Source organism: Vibrio sp. 10N.222.52.B12, assembly GCF_002875385.1.
GTDB lineage: Bacteria > Pseudomonadota > Gammaproteobacteria > Enterobacterales > Vibrionaceae > Vibrio > Vibrio jasicida.
In genome coordinates this window covers 72,165-89,500 of record NZ_MDAW01000135.1, presented here as the reverse complement: position 1 = coordinate 89,500, position 17,336 = coordinate 72,165, and the positions used below count along the sequence as shown (strand labels likewise).

17 protein-coding genes and 1 pseudogene are annotated in these 17,336 nt (G+C 46.4%); 9 read left to right on the top strand and 9 right to left on the bottom strand.

What is annotated here, in order from left to right:
- Positions 1-667 precede the first annotated feature (667 nt).
- A complete protein-coding gene (locus BCT11_RS18890) occupies positions 668-1,087 on the top strand; it encodes a VOC family protein (RefSeq protein WP_045421504.1) in 420 nt (139 codons plus the stop codon).
- A gap of 107 nt (positions 1,088-1,194) precedes the next feature.
- Here the strand turns inward: BCT11_RS18890 and BCT11_RS18885 are convergent, their stop codons facing one another.
- The 5 genes from BCT11_RS18885 to ltnD all read right to left on the bottom strand — a co-directional run bounded on the left by BCT11_RS18885 (position 1,195) and on the right by ltnD (position 6,391).
- Positions 1,195-2,652: a TRAP transporter large permease subunit gene (locus BCT11_RS18885; protein ID WP_038879817.1), complete on the bottom strand. Its 1,458-nt coding sequence runs from the start codon at positions 2,650-2,652 to the stop codon at positions 1,195-1,197.
- 113 nt (positions 2,653-2,765) lie between these two features.
- A complete protein-coding gene (gene otnI, locus BCT11_RS18880) occupies positions 2,766-3,542 on the bottom strand; it encodes a 2-oxo-tetronate isomerase (protein ID WP_038871419.1) in 777 nt (258 codons plus the stop codon).
- On the bottom strand, positions 3,542-4,189 hold the full coding sequence (locus tag BCT11_RS18875) for an aldolase (protein WP_181136977.1): 648 nt from the start codon (positions 4,187-4,189) through the stop codon (positions 3,542-3,544). Before BCT11_RS18875 ends, otnI begins: the two co-directional genes overlap by 1 nt.
- Positions 4,190-4,200: 11 nt before the next feature.
- On the bottom strand, positions 4,201-5,457 hold the full coding sequence (otnK, locus tag BCT11_RS18870) for a 3-oxo-tetronate kinase (RefSeq protein WP_102388971.1): 1,257 nt from the start codon (positions 5,455-5,457) through the stop codon (positions 4,201-4,203).
- Positions 5,458-5,482: 25 nt separating this feature from the next.
- Entirely contained in the window at positions 5,483-6,391 is a 909-nt protein-coding gene (ltnD, locus tag BCT11_RS18865; RefSeq protein WP_102388970.1) for an L-threonate dehydrogenase, read from the bottom strand.
- Positions 6,392-6,667: 276 nt separating this feature from the next.
- On the opposite strand from ltnD, the gene BCT11_RS18860 reads away from it, so the two are divergent.
- Complete coding sequence (locus BCT11_RS18860) at positions 6,668-7,435, top strand: DeoR/GlpR family DNA-binding transcription regulator (RefSeq protein ID WP_102388969.1); 768 nt, start codon at positions 6,668-6,670, stop codon at positions 7,433-7,435.
- 216 nt (positions 7,436-7,651) lie between these two features.
- Positions 7,652-8,347: a VC0807 family protein gene (locus tag BCT11_RS18855; RefSeq protein WP_038871427.1), complete on the top strand. Its 696-nt coding sequence runs from the start codon at positions 7,652-7,654 to the stop codon at positions 8,345-8,347.
- 104 nt (positions 8,348-8,451) lie between these two features.
- Here the strand turns inward: BCT11_RS18855 and BCT11_RS18850 are convergent.
- A pseudogene (locus BCT11_RS18850) lies at positions 8,452-10,454 on the bottom strand (TonB-dependent receptor).
- Between the two features lie 275 nt (positions 10,455-10,729).
- Here BCT11_RS18850 and BCT11_RS18845 point away from each other — a divergent pair.
- From BCT11_RS18845 to BCT11_RS18835, 3 genes are all read left to right on the top strand, one after another.
- On the top strand, positions 10,730-11,134 hold the full coding sequence (locus BCT11_RS18845; protein WP_102388968.1) for an AraC family transcriptional regulator: 405 nt from the start codon (positions 10,730-10,732) through the stop codon (positions 11,132-11,134).
- Between the two features lie 60 nt (positions 11,135-11,194).
- On the top strand, positions 11,195-11,584 hold the full coding sequence (locus BCT11_RS18840) for a VOC family protein (RefSeq protein WP_102388967.1): 390 nt from the start codon (positions 11,195-11,197) through the stop codon (positions 11,582-11,584).
- A gap of 191 nt (positions 11,585-11,775) precedes the next feature.
- Positions 11,776-12,861 carry a methyl-accepting chemotaxis protein gene (locus BCT11_RS18835; protein WP_102388966.1) on the top strand — a complete coding sequence of 362 codons (1,086 nt, stop codon included), beginning with the start codon at positions 11,776-11,778 and terminating at the stop codon, positions 12,859-12,861.
- A gap of 99 nt (positions 12,862-12,960) precedes the next feature.
- Here the strand turns inward: BCT11_RS18835 and BCT11_RS18830 are convergent, their stop codons facing one another.
- Positions 12,961-13,974, bottom strand: coding sequence for a zinc-dependent alcohol dehydrogenase family protein (locus tag BCT11_RS18830; RefSeq protein WP_102388965.1), 1,014 nt, complete (start codon positions 13,972-13,974; stop codon positions 12,961-12,963).
- A 94-nt stretch (positions 13,975-14,068) separates the two neighbouring features.
- Complete coding sequence (locus BCT11_RS18825; protein WP_102388964.1) at positions 14,069-14,668, bottom strand: LysE family translocator; 600 nt, start codon at positions 14,666-14,668, stop codon at positions 14,069-14,071.
- 122 nt (positions 14,669-14,790) lie between these two features.
- Between BCT11_RS18825 and BCT11_RS18820 the strand changes: the two genes are divergently transcribed.
- Positions 14,791-15,273 (top strand): Lrp/AsnC family transcriptional regulator, encoded by a 483-nt coding sequence (locus tag BCT11_RS18820; RefSeq protein WP_005434199.1) that lies wholly within the window; start codon positions 14,791-14,793, stop codon positions 15,271-15,273.
- A 41-nt stretch (positions 15,274-15,314) separates the two neighbouring features.
- On the opposite strand, the gene BCT11_RS18815 is transcribed toward BCT11_RS18820, so the two are convergent.
- Positions 15,315-16,130 carry a helix-turn-helix transcriptional regulator gene (locus tag BCT11_RS18815; protein ID WP_102388963.1) on the bottom strand — a complete coding sequence of 272 codons (816 nt, stop codon included), beginning with the start codon at positions 16,128-16,130 and terminating at the stop codon, positions 15,315-15,317.
- Positions 16,131-16,214: 84 nt separating this feature from the next.
- Here BCT11_RS18815 and BCT11_RS18810 point away from each other — a divergent pair, with 84 nt between their 5' ends.
- Both BCT11_RS18810 and BCT11_RS18805 read left to right on the top strand, forming a co-directional pair.
- On the top strand, positions 16,215-16,457 hold the full coding sequence (locus BCT11_RS18810) for a hypothetical protein (RefSeq protein ID WP_045421480.1): 243 nt from the start codon (positions 16,215-16,217) through the stop codon (positions 16,455-16,457).
- A gap of 54 nt (positions 16,458-16,511) precedes the next feature.
- On the top strand, positions 16,512-17,204 hold the full coding sequence (locus BCT11_RS18805) for an MOSC domain-containing protein (protein ID WP_102388962.1): 693 nt from the start codon (positions 16,512-16,514) through the stop codon (positions 17,202-17,204).
- The last annotated feature ends 132 nt before the right edge of the window (positions 17,205-17,336 follow it).

Sequence of the window (17,336 nt, the reverse complement as noted above, 5' to 3'; positions counted from 1 at the left end):
GCAACATAACAACACACTGAAAGTAGATTCTGAATACTCGCTTAGGCTCCTTCAGAATGACGCTGTTCGTTTAGCGCTACTCTTTCCGTCATTCCCGCGAACCTAGGTGAGACTGGGAATCTACTCATAACAAACTCGATCGAAAATGATTAGCAAGAACACGAACAAACAAAAGGTGAAAGAAGGGTGCAAGCACATAACCCAGCATTCAACCTCAAACCAACAACCCCACCTAACCTCCCCTTGTATCAAACTTCGAAGCTCTCAACACTCCGAGATCAAAGGGGAGGGACTGGTTCTGCATTCGCGGACAATTCAATTCACACCACTGGCATAACAACGCGCTGAAAGTAGATTCTGAATACTCGCTTAGGTTCCTTCAGAATGACGTTGTGAAAGCCTGAGTTCACAGCAGCAAAGAATGCCCTCCCCCTTGATAGCCGCATTCAAATGCTTGGCAAACCAAGTCGAGAAAAGGGGGAGTTGGAGGGGGTTGCAAGCACATAACCCAACATTCAGCTTCAAACCACCAACCCCACCTAACCTCCCTTTCTATAAAGCTTCAAGAAGCTCATATAAAAAATTCCAAAAAAGCCCTTTACCTAAACTTAACCTGAGGTTTTAGCATGTTCATCGTTGGCTAGAAAATGACAAAAAGGAGCACACCATGATCCAGCTAGAACACGTGAACTTAGTGGTAAAAGACATCCCTGAAATGCTGAAGTTTTACCAAGTGGCCTTTCCGCATTGGTATGTGCGTGATGAAGGGGAAGGTACATGGAGCGGCAAGCACAGAAACTGGCTGCACTTTGGCGATGAGTACCAATACATTGCGTTGAGTGACCACGGCGAAGGCAACAATCGCGATTTAGATGCTCATCAAGTTGGGTTGGCGCATTTCGCTTATGTGACCAATAACGTTGACGCTGTGACGAAAAGACTGGTTAAAGCGGGCTACTCAATCGCCCAATCCGGCGCGGATGAGCCATACCGAAAGAACGTCTATTTTGTTGACCCTGCCGGTTTTGAAATCGAGTTTGTAGAATACCTGACCGATGATCCAAAACTGCGTAACTCGACAAGTTAAGTTCTAACTTTTATCTCTCTTTTTTCAAGAAAGAGCAGCGTCTTAGATACCCAAAAGCCCCTAACTTTTCAGCTAGGGGCTTTGAACATTTTACCTTGAGCGAGTGATTAGCTAGCGGCTAATTCAGGCTTCGCTGCCTTATTGCTTTTTGACTTCATCCAAACGATGACGGCCGCAAGCACTAAGATTGGTACCAGTGGGTCGATGAGCGTGCCACCCTTACCAAAGACTAGGTTTAGCGCCATGATGATCGATGCACCAATCGCCCACGCCACGGTTGACGATACTGACCAGATTTTAATTTGGTCTGCCAACTCTGTAATACCTAGCGTGCGGTTGATGATGTGGAAGTAAGAGTCATTAAGGTGTGAGAAACCAACCGGGCCAACCGCACACGCCAATGCCACGAATACAGGATCCAGACCTAATGTTTCGACTAGAGGTAACGTCATTGTCGCAGCAACCATCATCGATGCTGTAGCCGAGCCTTGAATCAATCGAAGCATAGACGCGATAGCCAATGGCACAAGTAGTGGTGGGATACCGCTGCTAGCGATAGCTTCTGCCACTTGTGGACCAGCGCCAGACGCTTTAAGTACCGCGCCCATTGCGCCACCACAGCCCGTTACCACTAGGATAAGACCCGTTGTTGATAGCGCATCGTCCATCGAACCAACCATGTCTTTACGTTCGATATTGCGAGTAAGACCGTACAACGCCATTAATACACCAAGGCCTACAGCAACAACTGGGTTACCAAGCAGCGACAGCGCTGCATGAAGGAATGTGTCTCCTGAACCAACTAAAGTGTTGATAAGGATAAGTGCAATCGGAACAAGAATTGGACCAAAAGAAAGGAAGTTACTTGGCAGCTCTTTGTCGTCCGTTGCTTCTACTTTTTCTAAGTTTGCCCAATCCGCTTGGTTAGTGATCCAACCATCACCATTTGGTACGCGGTAGTATTCATTACCCACACGGCGGATGTAAATCATCGATAGCAGCATCATAGGTACAGATACCATTAGCCCCCACAGCATGTACTCACCTAGGTCGACACCAAGAATACCGGCTACCGCAACAGGGCCCGGTGTTGGCGGCACAAGTGCGTGAGTGATAAGCAGACCAAGTGCGAGCGTCACACCAAGACCAACGGCAGATTTACCCGTATCTCGTGAAATTGCGCGAACAAGAGAGTGCAAAATGATGTACGCAGAGTCACAAAAAACTGGAATTGCCACCAGCACACCAGTGAACCCAAGTGCTAGATCTTCACGGCCTTTACCACAGATCTTAACGAAGGTTTTCGCCATGCGGACAGCAGCACCAGAACGTTCAAAACACGCGCCCATGATGACACCGAAGGCAATGATCAAACCGATTCCGCCTAGCACGCCGCCGAAGCCCGCTTTAATAGCATCAATGAGTTCTGTTGGCGCCATGCCTGCAAATAGACCCATGATGATGCTCGCAATAACCATTGCCAATGCGACAGGAATACGTGTTTTTATGATCATTCCCATCATGGCAAGAATACCGATGACAATGCCGATTAATGCTCCATCCATTTTTATGTTCCTTTTATTTCTGACTCTGTAGGGTACGTACAGCTAGGCGATGAGCTCTCATCACCTAGTACACGTTGTTGCGCAAGTAACTGAAATTGTTATAAGTATTTTTATTAGAGGTAAGGGTGAACCCAACCAAGACCTTCTTCTGTGCTGTGTCTTGGGTTGTATTCGCAGCCGATCCAGCCTTGATAACCTGAGTCATCCAACACGTTGAACAGGTGTGGGTAGTTCAACTCACCTTCTGACGGTTCGTGTCTTTCAGGCACTGAGGCGATTTGAATGTGGCCGGTGTAAGGAGCGACTTCACGGATTAATGTGCTTAAGTCGCCATCCATAATTTGAGCGTGGTAAAGGTCGAGTTGCAGTTTGACGTTTGGACGATCCACTTGCTTAATCAACTCGACCGCTTCGCGTTGATGGGCGACAAAGTAGTTCGGCACGTCGCGATTGTTGAGTGGCTCAATCATCAGCTCAACACCTTGCTCGGCAAACTTATCCGCTGCATAACGAATGTTTGAGATGAAGGTTTCAATATGCTGATCACGAGTGAAGCGTGAATCAACAATGCCAGACATAGCGTGAACCTTTTTACACTTCAGTGCCTTGGCGTACATCAGTGCCGTCTCAACGCTCGCCTTAAACTCATCCTCACGGCCCGGAATCGCGGCGAAGCCACGTTCGCCAGCATCCCAATCACCCGGAGGCATATTGAAAAGCGCTTGTTCAAATCCGAACTGTTCCATCTTATTGGCCAGCTCTTGCGCCTCGAATGCGTATGGGAAGAGGTACTCTACCGCTTTGAATCCCGCTTGATGTGCTTTCTCAAAACGCTCTAAAAACGGCACTTCTGTGAATAACATGGTTAGGTTTGCTGCGAACTTAGCCATTATTTACCTCTCCCTTTTAGGTCTTGAACCTCGGCATCCGTTAGGTAACGAATGTTGCTGTCTTTAAGAATGAACGCCAATTTTGCGGTTTCTTCCAGCTCTTCAGCGTTGTCTACTGCATCTTCAAAGTCTATGCCTGTAATTACCGGGCCATGGTTAGCCAGTAAAAAAGCACGATAATCACCAGCACGTTGTGCGAGTTCTTCTGCAATTTGTGGATCCCCCGGACGTAGGTAAGGGATCACTGGTAGCTCACCAATGCGCATCACAAAGTAAGGTGTGAATGCTTTGATGGCATTGGCGCGGTCTAACTCTTCAAGGCAAGATAACGCCGTTAGATACGTTGAGTGCAAGTGCACGATGGCGTTGCATTGCGAATTATTGCGGTAAATGGCTAAGTGAAATGCCACTTCTTTCGACGGCTTTTTACCCGAGATATGGTTGCCATCGATATCCACTACAGACAGCTCTTCTGCCACTAAGCGCCCAAACGAGGAACCCGTCGGCGTTGCCAAAAAATGACCATTCGGTAATTTCACAGACAAGTTACCAGCACCGCCCGTCGCGTAGCCGCGCTCAAACATAGAGCGAGCCATGGTCACCATTTGATCTCGCAGTTGCTGCTCTGTCATTAAGTCTTTATTCATCACAACTCCTGTTATTCAAAAAGCGACTGAGCTTTAGTAAAGAAATGCTCATCACCAAAGTTGCCAGATTTCAGCGCCAGTGAAAGTTCGCCATCAACGGATTTCACCCAAGGCACGCCTGGCGCAATTTGAGGGCCGATATGGAACCCTGTTACCGCGAGGCTTTGCGTAACAACGCCAGATGTTTCACCACCAGCAACGATGAAGTTCTTCACACCGTGTTGCTGCAGTTTGATAGCCAACTTGCTGAAGAACTGCTCAACGGCATGACTAGAGGCTTGTGCGCCAAACTCTTCTTGAATGGCTTTTAGAGCCGTTGCCTCTGCGGTTGCGTAAACCAGCGGAGCAAATTCACTGTCGATGTTGGTCATAACCCAATCAAATACGTGATTTGAGTACGCTTCATCGGTAAGGCAGGCTTTCACATCAATCGCGAAGTGAGGTGCTTGTTGTTTGTAAACGGCAACTTGTTGATTGGTCATCACAGAACATGAGCCAGAAAACACCACCGTCGGCGCCTTGGTTGGGTTGCCTGCTTTCTTAGCATCGCTTTGATCGGCAAGATGTTCTGCCCAGTTCTTAGCAATCCCCGCAGCAAGGCCAGAACCACCGGTAACCAGTTTGAGAGATTTCGCTGCCTGACCGAGGGTCACAAGATGATCGGCATTGAATGCATCGACAACGGCATAGCGAACACCTTGTTGTTTAAGGGTTTCAAATCGCTCAGACACCGCTTGGGAGCCTTGCTCAATCACTTGGAAATTCACCAAACCAGATGAGCCTTGTGACTGCGCATCCATCATGCGAATCAAGCTAGAATCTGTCATTGGCGTCACTGGGTGGTTACGCATACCAGAATCACTGAGCAAATCTTGGAAAACAAATAGGTGGCCGTTGTAAACCGTGCGGCCATTAACCGGCAATGCAGGGCAAACAATGGTGAAATCCTCTTTTAACTCGGCAAGCAACGCGTCAGTAACAGGACCAATATTACCTTCAGCTGTGCTGTCGAAGGTTGAACAGTATTTGAAATAAAACTGCTGACAGCCATTGTCTTGCAGCCATTTTAGCGCTGCCACCGAATCGTTGATTGCTTCACCGACAGGGCAAGAGCGAGACTTAAGACTGATCACAATCGCGTCGGCATTGATATCAACCTGTTGCTTCGGAATGCCGTTAAGCTGCACGGTGCGCATGCCATTTTCTACAAGGAATCCGGCAATATCAGTCGCGCCAGTAAAGTCGTCTGCAATAACACCTAATAACATAATTACTTCTCCACTTTACTTGCGCTTATTTGTCTTTGCTTTCCACACCAGGAAGCTCAATTCCGTTAAAGATTTTGATAACGGCACTATCGTCTTCCTGACCAAAACCAGCATTGCTTGCGCTCACAAACATGTTTAGAGCGGCACTGGAAAGTGGTAGAGGGAATTTCAGCTCTTTCGCGGTATCTGACACAAGGTTTAGGTCTTTAACGAAGATATCGACCATTGATTTCGGTGAGTAGTCACCGTCGACGACATGCTTCATGCGGTTCTCAAACATCCAAGAATTACCCGCGGCATTGGTCACCACGTCGTACATCAAATCCAATGGAATGTTTGCACGAGCGGCAAGCGCCATCGCTTCTGCACCTGCTGCAATGTGCACACCCGCAAGCAGTTGGTGAATGATTTTCACTGTCGCACCAAGACCTACAGCTTCACCAATGTTGTATACCTTGGCAGCCGTTGCGCTCAATACAGGCTCCAGCGCATCAAATGTGCTTTGTGCACCCGACGCCATAATAGTCATCTCGCCAGCTTCTGCTTTTACTGCGCCGCCAGACACTGGAGCATCAAGCATCACAAGATCGTTCTCAGCCAATTTGGCTTCAATTTGCTTGGCGTCTTCTGCCGAGATAGTTGCTGATACCATGACAGGCGTATTGGGTTTGAGCGCAGCCGCAAGGCCTGTTTTGAACAATACGGTGTTAACTTGCGCCGCATTCACAACCAAAACCAACACAGAATTAAGTTGATCGGCAAACTCGACTGCATTGGTAGAAACGGCTTTCGCGCCAAATGCACCTAGCTCTTCTAAAGCACTAGGATTCAGGTCGAAACCATATACATCAAGGCCCGCACGCACACATGACTTCGCCGCGCCCATTCCCATAGAGCCTAAACCGATAACACCGACAGATTGAACTTCGCTCATAACAACAACACCTTCTTGGTAAATTGAATTTTGTTAATTCTTGTTTAGTTGGTGTGATTATATGTGAAGCACAAACCCAAGACTTCGCTTTGAATCACATTTTTTCACACAAATTAACAACGCTGTGATATTTACCCCTTTATGGGCAGAGATAACCTGACCAGTTAACACAAGGGAGGGCAAGGCTTATTAGGTTGAGAACATATATTCACAGATATTCACAAAGAGCGAAAAGGTTGGTAGGATACTGAAAAACAAGAATATAGAAGTGAAATCATGATCCCAGCAGAACGTCAAAGAACCATCTTGTCCCTGTTATCACACCAAGAAGTGTTAAGCATTTCAGATTTAACCGACCACCTTGGCGTATCACATATGACCATTCGCCGTGACATCGTGAAACTGGAATCCTCAGGTAAAGTCGTTTCTGTTTCTGGTGGAGTGCAACTGGCTCAGGCTTTACATTCTGAGCTTTCCCATGACGCTAAAGTCGAACAACAAGCGGATGAGAAGGTTCAAATCGGCAAACTTGCAGCCACGTTAATTGGCGAAGACGCTACGATTTACTTGGATGCGGGAACTACTTCTCTAGAGATCGCCCATCAAATCGCGGATCGTGACGATCTATTAGTGATCACCAATGACTTTTCTATCGCCGCTTTCCTAATGACGCACAGTCAATGTGAGCTTTACCATACAGGGGGCAAAATTGATCGGGAGAACCAATCCACTGTTGGAGGAAAAGTTGCTGAGTTCTTGAACGGCTTAAACATTGATATTGCCTTTATCTCAACATCTTCTTGGAGCTTAAAAGGTTTATCAACGCCAAACGAAAACAAAGTCCTTGTGAAAAAGGCCATCGTCAAAGCGGCACAAACCAACTACCTTGTTTCTGACTCCACCAAATACGGCCGTATCGCTAGCTTTCACGCATTTAATATCGAGAAATTGGATGGAATCATAACGGACTCCAACTTATCAGAAGTCGTAACACAAGAGCTGATAGACAAAGGGTTAAGTGTTATTAAAGAAGCGCATCAGTAAGCCTCAAATACAAGAAATGACAAGGCCTATCAGATTTAGGTAGGCTCCATCGACCTACCCAACACACACCATAAACCATGTTCAATTAGAGCTCATTCACTGTTCATTTCATAAGTCGTTACACAACTCGGGGCTTTAAGGCTTTACATCTGGCGCAAGGAGTAGAACACTTCCCCCAAAGTAAAATTCAGCCGACATAGTAGAGTCAGTAAAGTTATGAGTAACACCACGGCGAAAAAGTCGAATCCATTATTCGAGATCCTGTTTAACGTCATCATTCCTTCATTCATTTTGATGAAGTTCAGTGGTGAAGAGCACCTAGGTACAGCATTGGCACTGGTTGTCGCTTTGATGTTCCCTTTGGTGTACGGCGGCATGGATCTTATCCGCAACAAGAAGTTTAACTTCATCTCTGCACTTGGTTTTATCAGCGTGCTATTAACCGGCGGTATCGGTTTGTTAGAACTAGACACGCGCTGGTTGGCATTGAAAGAAGCCTTAATCCCAGGTTTGATTGGTCTTGCTGTGTTGGGCTCAACCTTCACTCGCTACCCGCTTATGCAGAAGATGCTGTTGAATGACACGATTTTGAACCTACCGCTGATTAACGAGCGTTTGGTACAAAACGGAAAAACTCAAGCGTTCGAGCGCTGCTTGATGTCTTCAAACTACCTGTTCGCCAGCACATTCGCATTCTCATCAGCAATGAACTATTTCTTAGCAACGTGGATTGTAACCAGCCCAGCAGGTACAGCAGCGTTCAATGAAGAGTTGGGTAAACTAACGCTGTACAGCTACCCAATGATTGCGATTCCGAGCATGTTGATGATGTTTGGTATTTTCTACTACATCTGGCGCCAAGTTCGCGCAATGACGTCGCTAGAGACTGAGCAGATTTTTCATACCAAATAATGCTCGTTCCACCTTGATAGGCAAAGTGAGATAAAAAGAACCCCGATAGTTGATCACCAATTATCGGGGTTTTGTTTTTTTTGGAGTGATTTAGTTAAGCGTGATTAGAAGCTGTAAGCCACAGACGCTTTAAAGTTACGACCCACTTCGTAGCTGGTGTATTTCACTGAACCCCAAGAGATACCAAAACCTGTGTGCTCTGAGTATAGCTTGTTGAACACGTTGTCGACCGCTAGGTTAACTGACAGGTCTTTCGCAAAGTCTGGTACGTACACTGCCCATAGGTTATGCGTTGCGAAACCAGGGCGTTCAACTTTCTCGCCATCTTCGTCTGTGTAGTCGTTACCCGGAACGAAGCGTGAATCCCAACCGAACACCACTTCACTGGTTACGTCGTACTTAAAGCCCGCCTTGATATTGTGAATACCCGTCTTGTTCATGTGGCTCGTCTTGCCGCTTTCTAGACTGGTTTGCTCACCATCAGAGTATGAGTGGTTTGCGTACAGGTCAAAATCTTCAATGCTGTAAGTAAATACGGTTTCTACACCCCAAACTTCTACATCATTTTGGTTAGCCAAGGTTCTGTTGTTCTTGGTCGGGTGCATTTGGTTATCCAGATCGTACTGGTATGCAGTGAAGCCAAGAATCGCATTATCCGCCACTAGCAAACCAGACATGTCGTAATCGAAACCCGCTTCGTAGTTGTTACCTGTCATGGCTTTGGTGTCTGCCTGAGTTACGTCAGCCGCCGCTTTCATCGTCAGTGTTTCAGGTAGTGAAGCGCCTTTGAATAGACGACCGTAACCAACACGCAGTCTTAGGTTATCTGTAGTTTGGTATTCACCTTGGAACTTAGGTGACAGCTGGTCGTATTTACCTTTAAATACACCACCCAGCTCATGTACGTCATAACGAAGACCAGTCACAAAACGGAAGTCATTAATTTCGAATGCGTCTTGAGCGTAGATTCCGTAAGCCGTTACTGTACCGCCATCGATGTCGTAGTTCTTCGTCTCACCGAGTTTCGAGCCCGACGTGTAATGACCAAGGCCAGAATCAACCCACTGCTCTGATTTGTAACCCTCGAAGCCGTAAGTCAGCTCGTGATCGCCAACCCAAGAGATGTTGCGGATGTCACCACCAATTGTCGTCACGTTGTACTCACGCGAAGGAATTGATAAGTCACCGTCTTTAGTGAATTCCCAAGCGCCATTCACTTGGTTCCAATCGCCATACTCTTCAGTTAGCGCATCACGATCCATGTACTGACGGTTGTAGTATAGGTTCGTCTTTAGATTCACCAAGTCACTGCCATTGTCGTAGCGATGCATAAACGTCACAGTATCTCGGTTAATCGAGTGGTAGTTGTGCTCATCATGTGCGTACAGTGCACCCGCCTTCTCACCCGATAGCTGACGTTTACCACCGTCTTGGTACGTGTCGTAAGACAGTTTGAACTCGTTCGCGTCGTTTGGTACGAACACCACTTTCACCAAGCCAGACTTCAGCTTACCTTGCTTAGAAGTCACATCATCTTTACCCGGAATGTACAACTCACCGTCATCTGAGTAGTTCGCAATACCCATCAGTTGGAGTTCATCGTTCAGTTTCGCGTAAACCGCAACGTTCGTCGTGAAGCGTTCGTAAGCCGTTTGATACCCCGTTTTAACGCGAGCACCGATGCTTTCGTTTCGTAGCTGAATGAGCCGTTAATTGCGCCCGCTCCCGACAGTACAGAGTTACCGCCTAGGGTGATTTCAGCAGATTTAAGCATGGCAGGGGCAAAGGTCTGATCGCCAGAGTGGTGGAATAACTGACCTTCTTGGCGTGCACCGTCAATGGTGACAACCGAGTATTTGTCCTCCATACCGCGGATGTAAACTTTGCGCGAGTAACGTGCGTTACCGTCAACCGTTACACTCGGCATGGTGTTCAGTATGTCTTTAATATCAGACGCTTGTTTTTGTTCTAATGTCTCTGAGTTGATTTCAGTTTGAACAAGTTGATCAAGAGCAGAACCGACAACGACGATGTTTTCGTCAGAAGCGTGAGCAGCAAAAGAGGCAATCGCAAAGGTGATGGCTGCGGAAAGTGACTTCAGTTTCATAATACTACTTATATTTTATAAACAATAACGAGGGAGCGCAGCATAATACATGAGCTTAATGATAATTAATCTCATTTACATTCTTTACGTTAATGAGTGATTTATTTTTAATCAGATCGAGCGCATCACCACCAAATAATCCACATTTAGGAAGAAGGTTGGGATGAGGTATGAAAGGTATTTCGCGCAAGGTCGAGCACTTAACTCACTCGTTTGTTCAATCTTGCCGAAGCAGTGTTAGACTCAATACGATGCTTTCAGAATGTGGAAATACGATGTCATCTCGCCCAAAGACCTTCTATGAACAAGAAATTGACCGCGTATACAGCGAGATGCCGTTGAGTCCAAAGCAGTTTCTCCTGATCAGGCAATCGAAAGCATTTATGGAAAAGCATCACTCAGAAAACATCGAATTAAACGACTTAGCCAAAGCCGCCTTTATGTCGCGCTTCCACTATGTACGGATTTTCAAACAGATGTATGGCGTGACGCCACGAAACTATTTGAGAGATATGCGGATTAAGAAAGCCAAAGCGCTACTCAAGGAAGGTAACTCGATCACGGATACTTGTTTTCAGGTTGGCTATGAGAGCTTAACCACATTTTCGAGTGTCTTTAGAAAGAGCACAGGTTACTCACCCAAAGCGTTTCAAAAAATGCAGAAAAGCAATCTAGAATAAGTTTTTGGGCCTCACTTTCAGTATCTTTTCCTCATCCAAACCCAACGAAGGTAAATACCCGTGATTAGAATTTCCCTAACCAGCGTACCTGTGGACGATCAGGACAAAGCCCTCGATTTCTACACCAATGTTCTTGGCTTCATCAAAAAAACCGAAGTACCTATCGGTGAACATAAATGGTTAACAGTGGTTTCTCCGATTGAACAATCTGGGGTTGAATTGTTGTTAGAACCGATGGCGTTTGGACCAGCAAAAGTGTACCAAAATGCTCTCAAAGAAGCGGGGATTCCTTGGACTTCCTTTGCGGTCGATGATCTGCAGAAAGCATACGTGAGACTCTCTGAACTCGGCGTGGCTTTCTCTATAGAGCCAAGAGAAGCTGGCCCTGTAATGATTGCCGTACTCGATGATACCTGTGGGAATTACATTCAACTTATGCAGGAATTATAACGGCTTAAATTCGCGCCGTTTTTTAACAGAGAAGCCAAGCTCAACATCGTTTGACCTTGGCTTTTGTTGTTTAAATAAACCTTACTGAAAAAGTGTGATTCGGCTAAGCAAATATATGAATGTGATCGTGTATTCGATACTCAACTCGATTAGCATGCAATTTTTAACATCATGTTACATTTATAAAACTTATGTTTGGATTAAAACGAATCAAAGCCGACAATAAGGCGCTAAAGCAAGAGTTAGCAGACCTCAAACAAAAGTACCAAACTGACGTTGCTGCTCTGGAAAATCAGCTCCAAGAGACGCAACAACTTGTTCGCTCCGCTCAGCAAGAACACCACAATAGCGATGAGTTGATGTCGAGCAGTTTGAAAGGTGGAGACATGCTCCAAACCATTCGAACTGAGATGGTGGAGAGTGCGCAATCTATGGCGCACGAGAACCAAGAACTGCAACAACTAGATGAGATGTTTAAGCAAACACACCAAGCTCTCGCTCGTCTGGACAACCGAGCAGTGAAGATCAGTACTCAAGCTTCTCAAAGCATTGAATCAGTTCAAATATTAGATAAAACCGCCACTTCTATTTCACTCCTTGTATCTACTATTCAAGAAATTTCTGACCAAACCAACTTGCTTGCTCTAAATGCCGCTATTGAGGCCGCACGAGCCGGTGAAGCAGGACGCGGATTTGCGGTGGTAGCCGACGAGGTAAGAAACCTTGCGGGCAAAGCGAGTGAAGCCAGTGAACAGATTGACTCGCTTGTGAATCAAGTACTCACGCAAGTAAATGCAATTAAAAGCTCGATTGATGAAAACCAAACGTGTGCAGAAGAAGTTTCAGCATCTTCAGCACAGATTGGCTCTATCGTGAACGAAGTCGTCGTGAAATCAGAGCACATGCAGCAAGTGATCCATATTGCTTCCACACGCGCTTTCTTGGATACCGTCAAGCTCGACCACGCAATTTGGAAGAACAACATCTATCGCTTACTGCAAAAAGGCTCGTTTGGAGAAACCGTTAATAGCCATTCAGAATGCAGGCTAGGCCAATGGTACTATCGAGGTGACGGTAAAGCGTATAGCCACCTAAGAAGCTATGCGTTACTTGAAGAACCACATAAAGGCGTGCATGACAGCGGACGTGAAGCGATGAGCCAAGCCAAATCAGGCAACATGGCTGGCATGGTGACCGCCATTAACGCCATGGAAGACGCCAGCGAACAAGTAGTCGTTCAGGTAGACCGCTTGATGGATGAGATTATCACGAGTTAAAAACACCTCGATGAATCCTAACGAGAACGCAAAAAGGGATGGTGAATGCCATCCTTTTTTTGTTTTTCAATTTACCCAGCAACCTCTGCGTGAATATCGTCACTGCATGGTCAGAATGATTTTGCCTTGCAGCGTGACCGACTCATCTTCTATCAGCTCGAAGGCGCGCTGGAACTGTTCTAACGGAAGGTAGCGATCCACATCGAGTTGTATCTGGTGTTCCACAAAGTGTTCTAGCATCTCGGCAAAGACTTGTTTGCGAACGGTCTTACCAACCGACTCTTCCCAATAGCGCAAAAAGAACGTATTGAAGTCGATATTGTTCTGCTTCATACAAGCGAAGAAAGCAGGCTCATAAGGGGTGAGAGAAAGCGTTCCGTAATTAATATACGTTCCCGAACTAAGCAGAACTTGGATTAGTTCGGTGCCAAACTTGCCGCCAATAGCATCGAATGCGACATTGGGTTGAGGCAGGTCTCGGACATCGATTTGAGATTGCAGATCTTGCTTACAATCTAGCACTGCATTGGAATCGTATGGATAACGCTCTGGCGCGGAGCTTATCGCAACTAAAGTAAATCCAAGTGAGTGCGATAACTGAGCGAAGATCTTACCAATCGCAGAATTGCCCGCGTTGATGATCACCACACCCTCTTGGCCTAACTTGGCAACGTGAGTGGTGATCACCCAAGCCGTCAGGGCATTGATATACAACTGGCACGCGTAGCCATTCTCAAGCTCTTCCGGCACTGCAAAGACATTCTCCGCATGCGCATCGACATAGCTTTGCCAAGTCCCGCTTTGTGCCACCAGCACCTTTTGCCCGATGTGAAATTCGGTTTGACGCGGATCGTTTATCTCAACCACACGTCCAACCGCTTCAAACCCTGGGACTCGCGGCGGTACATGGGTACGACGATACTGCCCTACTCCCTGAATCGACAATCGGTCACTTGGATTAATGTTTGTGGCTTCGATTTGCACACGAACTTTACCCAAAGCGAGTGGCTCTAGATCAACATGCTCCAACACCAACGATTCACTTGGCGAACCAAAGCTCAGTTGATTAACGCGAGTGTTTGTCTTATGCGAGTTGGTCTTGGTTAAGCTCATTGGATACCACAGGATTGTTACAGGGAATATGGCGCACCATAACGAAACGGGTATATAACGTTTTCTCGGCACGCACGTCAAATTAGATAAGAACCTAAACGGGCTGGCTAAGCATAAACACCACCACTAAAGCGAGACTGCTGCCCATGCATCGGTTTACAAGCACCACCTTTTGTGGAGACTGAATAAAACGATTCAACATGGTGCCAAAGTACGCCCATACAAACATGCCCAGCACACCCGTAACCACCATCACAGAGATAATGATCACCACTTGAATCAGGTAGTCATTGTTTGGCGAAACAAATTGAGAGAACACCGTCAGAGACGCAACCCAGCTTTTCGGGTTAAGAATTTGCACCCAAACTCCAGATAAAAAGTCGGATTTTTTCGCATTCGAGTTATTGTCGATTTCCATAGTGGCTATCGACCAAGCCAAGTACAGCAAGTACGCCGCACCAATCCACTTCAGCGCCGTGTACAAATCTGGATAATGGGTAAACAAACTGACGAGCCCCACACTTGCACCAATCAACATGATGATCACCCCGACTGCATTGCCCAATACAAACGGCACAGTCGCAAAAAAACCATATCGGCTTGAAATACCTAACAGCGCGACGTTGCCTGCTCCTGGCGTTAACGAAATAGAAACGGCAAACAACAAAAATGCCGCCAACAATTGAGCACTCATGCACTCTCTCCCAAAAAGTAATCAACGAATATGGGGAAACAGTCTAACGATTTGGGTAGAAAGAAAATTGCTATCTGCGCTACGATAAAAGTCAATTTGAGCAGACTATTTCTAAAATAATCATGAAAAAGAAAGAATCCACCAACTTTGAATTGGATAGTACCGATTTCGCCATTCTTGACCATATTCAGAAAGATGGTCGCATGAGTAATTCCAAGCTCGCGGAGACGGTTAACCTGAGTGAAACGCCCTGCTGGCGACGCTGGAAAAAGATGGAAGAGGAAGGTTACATTGAGGGTTACGCGGCGAAGTTGAACCGCAAAAAGCTCGGCTTCCAAGTCTCTGGTTTTACGCTAGTGACATTAGGCAGTCATGAGGTAGAAAACACCACACCTTTTGAAGACTTTGTAGCTGAAACCGATTGGATCTTAATGTGTCACTGCATTGCTGGCAGCGCAGATTACATGGTGCAAGTGGTGGCGAGAGACTTGGACGAATACTTTGACCACATCAGTGCCATTCGCCGCGTAAAAGGCATCAGCGCCATTCAATCCAACGTCTCAGTTAAGGAAATCAAGAGTACATTCCAGTTACCGCTAGAGTAGTGTGATGGACGAGACCGATGTTGTGGACAAGATTGTACTCGCTATCCCCTTCTACCATTAACACGAAACTGCTGAGGGGTGACATCAAAATAGGCTTTAAACGCTTTGATGTAGGAAGAGTCATTTTGATACCCCACTTGATCGGCAATGCTTTGGATCGAGAGCTCTTCATCTAGCAAAGAGAGCGAATAAATCAGCCGAATTTGTTGTCGCCAAAGTTGAAACGACGTGTTGAACTCTTTGGAGAACAAGCGCGACAAAGTTCGCTCGGATGCGCCGACTTTCTCTCCCCACTGTTTGAGTGACCAACCCAATGCTGGCGTGTCGGTCAGCGCTTCAAATATCAGCTTTAAGCGTCTGTCTTCTGGTAGCAGTAACTGAAAGGTCTGCACGTTGTCTTTCATGATTTGATCGTGCAGTACGCCTAGCAAGCGCGAGACTTCCTCATCACTGACGAACCCTTCACATTGGCGGCGTATTTCCTGTAGCAGCTCGTTTAAGAACGGCGTGAGAGTGATGGTTCTCACTTGATGCTCGTACTCAGTCCCGAACTTAGGGTTTAGATAGATACCGACAAATGTCGTATGGCTTAGCGCGATGGATTCATGTTGAATACCCGCAGGTACAAACAGCGCAGAGGTATGAGGCACAAGGTGTTGGTAGTGCTCGGTTTTGGTTTGCAACAGCCCTTTGATCGGGAAAATGACTTGATGCCACGTGTGTTGGTGCAGCGCATCAATGTAACCTTTCGGCATGTCGATGGTCTTAACCAAAGCTGGAGAGTGAGGATTGGCAGCCATCATCTCATTCGAGGTCATGACACCGGAGTGAGAATCAATTTGGCGGGTTGGCATCATTAACTGTCCTTACATCCCAACCCTGACACAAGTTCACTAGGCTATCATGCTCGGCAAAGTGAATGAAGCCGTGAGGTGCGACGTATGCGATATCAAGTTGAAATATCCAAAGAAAACCAACTCTTATTCAAAGTCGATATTGATAACATCAACCAAGACAAGTGTGAAGCATCGCTCGAAACCGTGTTAACCAAGTTTCCTAAAGCGGAAGGTTATCAACGTCATGTGTTGGTTTCAGATAGCGAAACGCGTTACTTAAAAAGCACAGAAAAGCGCATTGAAGTACTGGCAACGATTCCGGTATTCAAATCATTGGGTGAGCGATAACGTGATTTTGTCTCACGCCGTTTGGCAAATCAGTTTTAGCGATAAGGAAAGAATATGAAGAAGTTAGGCGTAGTTAACAACGTATTAGCAGGTAAAACCGTTGCCTTTGCACATGGTGCGAAAAGTGCGATTAACAAACAGGTTCTGCCGCAGCGTCAGCATGCAACAGAACTGGGTTTTACCAACGACGAACAAGGCGATCCACGCTTCCATGGTGGGATTCAAAAAGCTCTTCATATTTACCCAAGCGAGCACTATCCGGTTTGGCAGAAAGAGTTAGGCGATAAAGCGATTTTCCAATCAGCTGGCGCGTTCGGTGAAAACCTAAGCTCAAGTGGCGTAACAGAAGAATCCATTTGCTTGAAAGATAAAATCCGCATCGGCTCAACCTTATTGGAAGTATCCCAAGGGCGTATGCCTTGCTGGAAACTCAACGTCCGTTTCGAGCAAAACGACATGGCTAGAAGACTGCAAGACACACTTCGAACGGGCTGGTACTTCCGAGTGTTGCAAGAAGGCGATATCGGCGCAGGTGACGAAATTATTCTGTGCGAAAGACCTTACCCAGACTGGTCGTTGGCTCGCATCATGGGCGCGGTGTTTACTGGTTGCCTAGATAAATCAGAGCTAAGCCAACTGGCAGAACTTCCATTGGTTGAATCGTGGGGCAAGCTTGTTGAACGCCGCCTAGAAACCGGTGAAGTCGAAGATTGGGAAATGCGTTTGGTTGGTCCGACTGCGGGTTAATTCCCTTTCTGACTCCTCGAGAGAAAAAGCTTCTCACTTCCTATATCTGCCCCACGACCAAGTCATTGGGGCTTTTGCTTTTTAGCCGTTCAAAACAGCAAATCTGTGTTTACGCTGGAGCTTAGCAATTAA

Bases quoted from the DNA above. Each gene is read 5' to 3' on its own strand.
- BCT11_RS18830 (WP_102388965.1), bottom strand. From the start codon at position 13,974: ATGAGCTTAACCAAGACCAACTCGCATAAGACAAACACTCGCGTTAAT.
- BCT11_RS18860 (WP_102388969.1), top strand. From the start codon at position 6,668: ATGATCCCAGCAGAACGTCAAAGAACCATCTTGTCCCTGTTATCACAC.
- BCT11_RS18820 (WP_005434199.1), top strand. From the start codon at position 14,791: ATGAAAAAGAAAGAATCCACCAACTTTGAATTGGATAGTACCGATTTC.
- BCT11_RS18815 (WP_102388963.1), bottom strand. From the start codon at position 16,130: ATGATGCCAACCCGCCAAATTGATTCTCACTCCGGTGTCATGACCTCG.
- BCT11_RS18835 (WP_102388966.1), top strand. From the start codon at position 11,776: ATGTTTGGATTAAAACGAATCAAAGCCGACAATAAGGCGCTAAAGCAA.
- BCT11_RS18855 (WP_038871427.1), top strand. From the start codon at position 7,652: ATGAGTAACACCACGGCGAAAAAGTCGAATCCATTATTCGAGATCCTG.
- BCT11_RS18825 (WP_102388964.1), bottom strand. From the start codon at position 14,668: ATGAGTGCTCAATTGTTGGCGGCATTTTTGTTGTTTGCCGTTTCTATT.
- BCT11_RS18845 (WP_102388968.1), top strand. From the start codon at position 10,730: ATGTCATCTCGCCCAAAGACCTTCTATGAACAAGAAATTGACCGCGTA.
- ltnD (WP_102388970.1), bottom strand. From the start codon at position 6,391: ATGAGCGAAGTTCAATCTGTCGGTGTTATCGGTTTAGGCTCTATGGGA.
- BCT11_RS18890 (WP_045421504.1), top strand. From the start codon at position 668: ATGATCCAGCTAGAACACGTGAACTTAGTGGTAAAAGACATCCCTGAA.
- otnI (WP_038871419.1), bottom strand. From the start codon at position 3,542: ATGGCTAAGTTCGCAGCAAACCTAACCATGTTATTCACAGAAGTGCCG.
- BCT11_RS18885 (WP_038879817.1), bottom strand. From the start codon at position 2,652: ATGGATGGAGCATTAATCGGCATTGTCATCGGTATTCTTGCCATGATG.
- otnK (WP_102388971.1), bottom strand. From the start codon at position 5,457: ATGTTATTAGGTGTTATTGCAGACGACTTTACTGGCGCGACTGATATT.
- BCT11_RS18875 (WP_181136977.1), bottom strand. From the start codon at position 4,189: ATGAATAAAGACTTAATGACAGAGCAGCAACTGCGAGATCAAATGGTG.
- BCT11_RS18805 (WP_102388962.1), top strand. From the start codon at position 16,512: ATGAAGAAGTTAGGCGTAGTTAACAACGTATTAGCAGGTAAAACCGTT.
- BCT11_RS18810 (WP_045421480.1), top strand. From the start codon at position 16,215: ATGCGATATCAAGTTGAAATATCCAAAGAAAACCAACTCTTATTCAAA.